Below are 7,197 nucleotides of genomic sequence, written 5' to 3' on the forward strand. Positions count from 1 at the left end.
CACGGCCTGCCGCGCACGTCCCGCCGTCCCCGAACACCTCCGAGAAGGCCCGAATGTCGAACTACGCCGAGAGCCTCAGCCATCTCGACAGCTACATCTCCGCCCGCGTCCCGGTCATCGCGATGCGCACCATCGAACAGCAGCGCGCCCTGCGCCTCTTGCGGGAGGCGGCCACCCAGTCCCGGCGCAGCAGCATGCCGTTCTGGATCTACACCCGGGCCACCGGCCTGCGCGACCTGCGCACCAACGCGCCTGTGCAGGACGACCGTTCGCTGGCCGGCGCGATGGACTTCGCGGCCGCCCAGTTCGGCAGCCGCGCCAACGCCACCGTCGTCTTCGTCGACCCCGACGAACTCGAGTCGGACACCCCGGTCACCCGCCACTTCGCGGAACTGGCCCGCCTCGCCGACAGCAACATGGGCAGCATCGTCCTCATCACGGACACCCCCATCTGGAGCGGCCTGCAGCGCCTCGGCATGAGCCTGCGCCTGGACCTGCCCGACTCCGAGGAGATGTACGGCATCCTCAGCGGCTTCCTCGGCGACCACCACGGCCACATCCCCATCGACTGGACCGAGGAGGACGCCCGCCGCGCGGCCGAGTTCCTGAACGGCGTCACCGAGGCCGAGTGCGTCAACCTCATGGCGACCATCGCCGCCAAGGGCGCCATCCGCCGCGAGGACGTCCTCGGCCTCGCCCAGGCCAAGGACCGCATCTTCAGCGACCTCACCGGCCTGGAGCGGGTCGGCCTCAAGCAGAGCGACTACGCCATCGGCGGCCTGACCGGCCTGCGCACCTGGCTGGAACGCAAGCACGACATGATCTCCCGCGACCTGCGCCACACCGCCCTGCGCCCGCCGCGGGGCGTCCTGCTGGTCGGCGTACCCGGCTGCGGCAAGTCGCTGTCGGCCAAGGCCATCGCCCACGACTGGCAGCTCCCGCTCTACCGCCTGGACATGGCCAGCATCCACGGCAAGTACCTCGGCGAGTCCGAGGGCCGCTTCCGCGAGGCCCTGGCGATGGCCGACAGGGTGGCCCCCTGTGTGCTCTGGATCGACGAGATCGAGAAGGGCCTGGCCGGACGTGACGACATGTCCGGCGTCCCGCAGCGCATCATCGGCCAGTTCCTGTACTGGCTCCAGGAGTCGCAGTCCCGCGCGTTCGTCGTGGCCACCGCCAACGACATCCGCAGCCTGCCCCCGGAGCTGCTGCGCAAGGGCCGCTTCGACGAACTCTTCTTCGTGGACCTGCCCGACGCCCAGGACCGCAAGGAGATCATCCGCATCTACCACCACCGCTACCTCCAGGCCGACCCCGACCCCGAGCAGCTCGACCGCCTGGTCGACCTCTCCGAGGGATTCGCCGGCTCCGACATAGAGGCCGCCCTGCACGACGTGGGCGAGGAGGCGGTACGCCGCGGCGGCTTCGCCCGGCTGAAGGACTCGTACGTCATGGACACCTTCGCCCAGGTGCGTCCGCTCAGTGTCAGCAACCCCGAGCAGATCGAGGAGATCCGGGCCTGGGGCCGCGAGCGCGCGGTACCGGCGGGCCGTGCGGCGGTGACGCCGGTGCCGGGCGACGGGGGCCGCACCCGGAGGATCGTCTTCATGGACGAGTGACCAGGGTCAATCCGTGTGTCGGGTGGTCCGACTGGTTCCGGCACAGCAATGTCGTCCATACTGCCGCCGTGGAGCAGCGCATAGGATCGAGCAGCAAGCCCGTCGAGGGCGCCGGATTCGACCCGGCCTTCATTCCCGGGCTCACCGCACCGGCGGCGAAGTCGGAGCAGGAGCAGGAGCCGCAGGCGGCGGCACCGGAGCCTGCCGAGGAGCCGGAGCAGGAGCCAGAGGCCCCGGCGGCCGGGGCACCGGCAAAGCCGGAGGAAGAGGAGCAGGCGCCCGCGGACGGGCCCGTCTTCGAGGCCTCCGACCGCCGCGCCAAGTTCGCCGCCGACCACCGTGGTGTCCGGCTCAGCCTGGACGAGGAGAACTGCGAGTTCCGCTGGAACGAGATCGCAGCGGTCGAGACGGAGTCCCCCCGCTTCGGCAAGCGTTTCACCATCACGGTGCACACCCCTGACCGCCGCTGGTACCCGATAGAGATCGAGGCGACGGCCAGGGCACGCTTCAAGGAGTGGGAGGACCAGCTGGACGCGGTCCTCGACGCCTACTTCGAAGAGGCCTAGGGCCTAGCTGCAGTACTGGGCGGCCTTCCCGATCGCCCGGTACATGCAGTCCGCGTTCTCCAGCAGCTGCAGCACCGCGTCCTTGTTCCGGGACGTCTCCCGCTCGATGACCTCGTCGGGCGGGTAGAACCCACCCTCAGAACTGGACGTCGGATACATCTCGAAGGTGAAGTCGAAGATCTTGTGGACGCCCCACAGGTAGTCGTCGATCGACCCGTCGGTGATGTACAGATCGCTCGACTGCTCCGGCGTGTACCCGTTGCTCGCGGCCATCTTCTGCCCCACGGCCTTGAACGCGGCGGCGTCGTCGGCGGTCATCCCGGTCGCCGTGTCCGAGTAGGTGTAGCCGAACGGCCACAGCACCAGCTCGCTGTAGGTGTGGAAGTCGATGCCGGCCTTGATCTGCTGCTTGCCGCCGACGACCCGGCTGCGCACGAAGTCGGAGACGACCTTCACCTCGGGTGCTGACTCGGCGGCCGAACCGCGGTAGGTCTCGGACGACTTCGAGCCCGACGACCCGCCGCAGCAGCCCCACTTGTAGTCCCAGTTCCGGTTGAGGTCGGTCCCGACGTACGACGAACCCGAGTTGGGCTGCCGGTTCTTCCGCCACGACCGGTACGACCCGGTGGCGATGTCGTACTCGCCGCCGTCCGGGTTCAGATCGGGGACGATCCAGATCTCCCGGCTGTTGATCAGGTTCGTGATCCGCGAGTCGCTCCCGTACCCGGCGCCGAACTCGCGCAGCAGGTACAGGGCCATCTCCACGGTCAGATGCTCACGCGCGTGCTGGTGGAAGGTGAACAGCACCTCCGGCTCGTCCTCATCCGTCCCCACGTTGTCGCTCACCTTGATGGCGACGATGTCCCGCCCCTGGTACGACTTCCCGATCACCCGCTTGCTCATGATGTTCGGGTAGGCGGCCAGCCGCTGGTCGATCTCGGCGTTCATCTCGGCGTAGTTGTGGTACTTCGAGTCGGCGCTGGGAAAGTCGTAGAGCCGCAGCCCGGACCGCTGGGGTACCGCCCCCAACGGAGTGACGTCGTACCCGAGCTTTCGCAGCTTGCCGATCTGCTCGGCCCGCCCGGACACGACGACGGTCTCCTCGTCGGCCTCGTCGACGGTGACGCCGGTCTGCTGAATGGCCGTACGGGTCACGGGGTTGGTGCTCTGATGGATCTCGTACTGCCGGATGTCGTCACCGGACGGCGCGGCCCTCCGGACGCCGTCGGCGCTGGCGTGCGTGGCGGTGGCCGATACGGGGGCGGCGAGAGCGAGGGCCAGCAGGGCGCCGAGTGCGGCGGTACGCCTGCCGCCGTGCACGCCGGAGCCACGGATACGAAGTCGCATGAACTCTCCTTGGGTCTCCAGGGATTCCGGGGTCGCCGGAAGTGGGGAGTGGAGCTGGGGGGTGCTTCAGTGCGACGTGCCTATTGCTGTGAGGCCGCTGTGCGGGGGTTGGCGCTCATGGTGAAGTGTTGGCATGATCAGGTCAAGAGGCTTCCGAGGCGGCTCCGGCCGGATTTCGCCCTGCCTTCGCCGGAGCTGGTGAGATTCGCCGGCATCACCGGAAGGGAACGGTGAGCCAGGGACTGTCGGGTTCGGACATCAGAATCCGGTGCACGTCGACCATGTCCGTGTACCAGCTGCCGAACTCCTCGTCGTCGAAGTGCAGACAGCGTCCGAGGATGTACCCGGCGGCGAAGTCCCGCCAGGACTTGTACGACCGCGCGGCGACCCGCCCGGCCTCGACGACGGCGGACTCGGCCTCCTGCAGAGAGCAGTACCGGGCCCCCAGCCCCCACCGGGCCATGCCCGATGCGCGCCCGAAGTTCCAGGCGTCCACGGAACTGACGAACCGGTTCTCGTCGAGGATGCCGTCGGCCCGGAAGCGCGCCTCGTAGCGGGTGATACGACCGACGAGGGCCTGGACACCCTTGATGCGTGCCTCGGTCTCCGGCTCCGGACCGGCGGGGGTGCTGGTGACCCCGTCCGGGGTGATGACGATCTCGCCATCTACGGGACCGCGCAGCACCCGGGCGACCGCGTCGCGCCAGTAGGCGGTGTCGACATGGCCGCCGAAGTCACGGGCGATGGTGCGACGCAGGTTCAGGGCGAACTCCCAGACCGGGTTGGCGCCGTCGGGGTCGAGCAGGGCGCGCTGCTGGACCTGCCACTCCTCGCGACTCGTGACGCCCCACCACTCCTTGAGCAGCTTGCGCTCCTCGGGGTAGCCGTGGCCGTGATGCGCCATCGCGTTCCAGGGGTGCCCGCAGCGCACGAAGAGCAGAGCACCACAGGCCAGCCCATGGGCCACGGCGCCCTGCAGCGGCCCGCCGACCCGGAGAGCGCGCAGCCCCGGACCGCACGAGGGCACGCCCCGCCGTTCGGCATGCTGGGCCCAGGCCCCGGAGTGCGGCGGCGCGGACGGGAGGAAGGCCTCGCAGGGGCTGCCGGGGTTGACCACGAGCCACGGAGGATCCGTGGGCTCCCACCCCCGCGCGAACCACCCGAGCGACTTCCGGTCGAACACCCGGTGCGGTTCGGGGGCGGGCAGCATGCCCTCGGTGTACACCGCCCAGATGCGACCACCGGCAACCCGGGGGTCGTGCCCGAAGAGGGGATGGACCTTGCTCGGGTCGGCATCCGACTTCTCACGCCGTATCTCGTAGTAGAGGTGATGCCCTGCGAGGGTGTCGAAGTAGGCCGCCCAGTCCTCACGCGCCTTGGCCTCGAACAGCGCCTGTTCGAGGGCCGTCGGCGGAGTCCAGGCCGGCGGAGTCCAGGCTGGCGGTGTCGCAGGTCCGAACCCTGCGGCTGGCGGACCGAACGACATGTCGTGCCCTTTTCAACTTATGGCCGTCTGAGGCGACTTGACTTGCATGGTCATGCTATGGGATGCGGGGGCGGCGACCGTGGTGGGGCGGCGTGTCGGGTGCGAGGTGTTCGCCGACGAGTGGCCCAGGTCATGCCGTTTTACCGCGACCTGACTCTTTGTTTGCCCGTCTTGGGGAGGCGGGGTTTGGCTATGAGCCCCGCCGCTCCCAACGGGAGTCCGAAACAGTCTCAAGGAGTCGCGACGTGATCACCCGGAGAATTGTGGCCTGCTCGGCCCTGCTGGCCGCCTGTCTGTTCGCCACGGCCTGCACCGCTGAGCCGGCGGCCAAGGGGTCGACGGCCAAGGAGTCGGCGATCCCGGAGAAGTTCCCCGCGACGGGCGACCGCACCGAGATGAAGGCGAACGCCAAGGCTCTCCGCGACTACGGCAAGACCCACGGCCTGTCGAAGGCCACGGCCGAAGTCGAACGCATCCAGGCCCGAGGCACCGGCGGCCGCCACGTCCTCATCTCGACGGACATCGGCGCCGTGGACGAGGCGATGACCCGGGCACAGCAGGTCGCGGACGCCTACCGCGACTATGCGGGTGCGGCTGGGGCGGGGAAGTCCGCCAAGGCCGGCTCGGTGACGGTGTACAACGCGTTCGGGGACCCGCTCGTGACCCAGGGGCTGGGCAAGAAGTAGCGACCCCGACGGCCTAAAGCGGGTGGTCCGCCCGCTTCAGGGCCTCTATGAAGGGGGCGAAGGCTCCGGGCGGGAAGGTGAGGGTCGCTCTGGCCGGGGCCTTTGAGTCACGGATGGCTATGTGGGCGTCCAGGTCTGCGACTTCGACGCACGCATCGCCCTGGCCGCCACCGGAGAAGGAGGACTTCTGCCAGGTGTCGGGGGTCGGCATGCTCACAGCTCCTTCGACAGCCGGTGGATGAAGTCACGCGAACGATCGGGGTCGAGTGACGCTGCCTCCACCCTACGGAAGAGCGTTCGATATCGGCTGAGCTGGGCTTCGGCATCGATGAAGACCGGCCCGCCGGGGCCGTCGCGGACCACGGTGTCCAGCTTGGGGACGGGGCCGCTCGCGTACACCATCGCACTCCCGGCCCCGCCGAAGTCGTCCAGGTCGAAGGGGACTGCGCGCACGGTGACGTGGTCGGCCTCGGAGATTTCCAGGATCCGGGTGAGCTGAGCCCGTGCTGTGGATCGGTCACCGACCCTGATGCGCAGCGCAGCCTCGTGGATCACCGCCTCGTACGGCACCGGGTCCGGGCGCTCGATGATGACCCTGCGCTTCATCCGGTGGTCAACCCACTGCTCGACATCGCCCTGCGGGAACTCCGGGTTCACGTACGAGAAGAGGCAGCGAGCGTAATCCGCGGTCTGGAGAAGGCCCGGGACGTGCAGGAACTCCACGTCCCAACGGCAGCGGGCGTGATGCTCCAGCTCGGGCAGGTCCATGAACGGCGTAGGCAGCCGGCCCCGGTACTCCTCCCACCAGCCCTGCGTCCGGTCGGTGGCGATCACCGCCAAGCCGTCGATGAACCCTGAATCCGTGCAGGCGTAGTTCGCCGCCATCTGGCGCAGACGTTGCTCGCTCACTCCTGAGGTGCCGGCCTCGATCTGGCTGATCTGGACGGAGTTGACGCCGAGCAGAGCCGCTGCCTCGCGAGAGCTGAGGCCCGCGGCCTCGCGGAGCCTGCGCAGTTCCACGGCCAGCCGCATCTGACGCGCTGTGGGTTCGCGCTTGGTCCCCATCGGCCGCTCCCTGGTTCAACGCGCCTGTCCGTGCACCTCGTTCGGGTGTCAGATTACGGGATCGCCTTGCTTGCCCTTATTTCTAAGGTCTACCTTCGGTGACGCGACGCACACGCAGCGGAAGTGCACCGTGCCGTCCTGCCATGCCGGGTGCGGCAATGCCACCGCGCGCGCATTCCCTTTCCTCTGAACGGAGTTGACGCATGCCCGAAAGCTGGGACTACACGCTCTACATCCCGAACGACCTCAGAGCGGTGACTGTCTGCCGCCGCACTCTGCGTCTGATCCTGACCCTGCACGGGTTGACTGGCCTGGTGGACACGGCGGAGCTGCTGGCGACGGAGCTGGTCTCGAACGCGGTGCGGCATACGAAGGGGCCGGCGGCGTTGAGGGTGCGTCGCTCGCCGGAGGGGGTGGTGTGGATCGGG

At 68.8% G+C, this 7,197-nt stretch carries 8 protein-coding genes; 4 read left to right on the forward strand and 4 right to left on the reverse strand.

The window, feature by feature from the left end:
• The first annotated feature begins 53 nt into the window (after nt 1-53).
• Together FB157_RS15490 and FB157_RS15495 are read left to right on the forward strand one after the other, a co-directional pair.
• The gene (locus FB157_RS15490; RefSeq protein WP_145879960.1) at nt 54-1,619 is read left to right on the forward strand and encodes an AAA family ATPase; all 1,566 of its coding nucleotides are present in this window, start codon (nt 54-56) and stop codon (nt 1,617-1,619) included.
• A gap of 68 nt (nt 1,620-1,687) precedes the next feature.
• The gene (locus tag FB157_RS15495) at nt 1,688-2,185 is read left to right on the forward strand and encodes a hypothetical protein (RefSeq protein WP_145879962.1); all 498 of its coding nucleotides are present in this window, start codon (nt 1,688-1,690) and stop codon (nt 2,183-2,185) included.
• A 3-nt stretch (nt 2,186-2,188) separates the two neighbouring features.
• Here the strand turns inward: FB157_RS15495 and FB157_RS15500 are convergent, their stop codons facing one another.
• Nucleotides 2,189-3,532 (reverse strand): M14 family metallopeptidase, encoded by a 1,344-nt coding sequence (locus FB157_RS15500; protein WP_145879964.1) that lies wholly within the window; start codon nt 3,530-3,532, stop codon nt 2,189-2,191.
• 214 nt (nt 3,533-3,746) lie between these two features.
• The gene (locus FB157_RS15505; protein WP_145879966.1) at nt 3,747-5,018 is read right to left on the reverse strand and encodes a DUF1266 domain-containing protein; all 1,272 of its coding nucleotides are present in this window, start codon (nt 5,016-5,018) and stop codon (nt 3,747-3,749) included.
• 245 nt (nt 5,019-5,263) lie between these two features.
• Between FB157_RS15505 and FB157_RS15510 the strand changes: the two genes are divergently transcribed.
• Nucleotides 5,264-5,704, forward strand: a complete 441-nt coding sequence (locus FB157_RS15510; protein WP_145879967.1) for a hypothetical protein — start codon at nt 5,264-5,266, stop codon at nt 5,702-5,704.
• A gap of 13 nt (nt 5,705-5,717) precedes the next feature.
• Here the strand turns inward: FB157_RS15510 and FB157_RS15515 are convergent, their stop codons facing one another.
• Nucleotides 5,718-5,915 carry a DUF397 domain-containing protein gene (locus FB157_RS15515; protein ID WP_145879969.1) on the reverse strand — a complete coding sequence of 66 codons (198 nt, stop codon included), beginning with the start codon at nt 5,913-5,915 and terminating at the stop codon, nt 5,718-5,720.
• 2 nt (nt 5,916-5,917) lie between these two features.
• A complete protein-coding gene (locus tag FB157_RS15520; RefSeq protein ID WP_145879971.1) occupies nt 5,918-6,769 on the reverse strand; it encodes a helix-turn-helix transcriptional regulator in 852 nt (283 codons plus the stop codon).
• 203 nt (nt 6,770-6,972) lie between these two features.
• Between FB157_RS15520 and FB157_RS15525 the strand changes: the two genes are divergently transcribed.
• The coding region (locus tag FB157_RS15525) for an ATP-binding protein (RefSeq protein WP_398946738.1) at nt 6,973-7,197 on the forward strand (225 nt) is incomplete at its 3' end.

The sequence above is a fragment of the Streptomyces sp. BK340 genome (assembly GCF_007827595.1).
Taxonomy (GTDB): domain Bacteria; phylum Actinomycetota; class Actinomycetes; order Streptomycetales; family Streptomycetaceae; genus Streptomyces.

Coding starts and splice junctions, on each gene's coding strand:
- FB157_RS15490 (WP_145879960.1), top strand. CDS start 54: ATGTCGAACTACGCCGAGAGCCTCAGCCATCTCGACAGCTACATCTCC.
- FB157_RS15500 (WP_145879964.1), bottom strand. CDS start 3,532: ATGCGACTTCGTATCCGTGGCTCCGGCGTGCACGGCGGCAGGCGTACC.
- FB157_RS15505 (WP_145879966.1), bottom strand. CDS start 5,018: ATGTCGTTCGGTCCGCCAGCCGCAGGGTTCGGACCTGCGACACCGCCA.
- FB157_RS15515 (WP_145879969.1), bottom strand. CDS start 5,915: ATGCCGACCCCCGACACCTGGCAGAAGTCCTCCTTCTCCGGTGGCGGC.
- FB157_RS15520 (WP_145879971.1), bottom strand. CDS start 6,769: ATGGGGACCAAGCGCGAACCCACAGCGCGTCAGATGCGGCTGGCCGTG.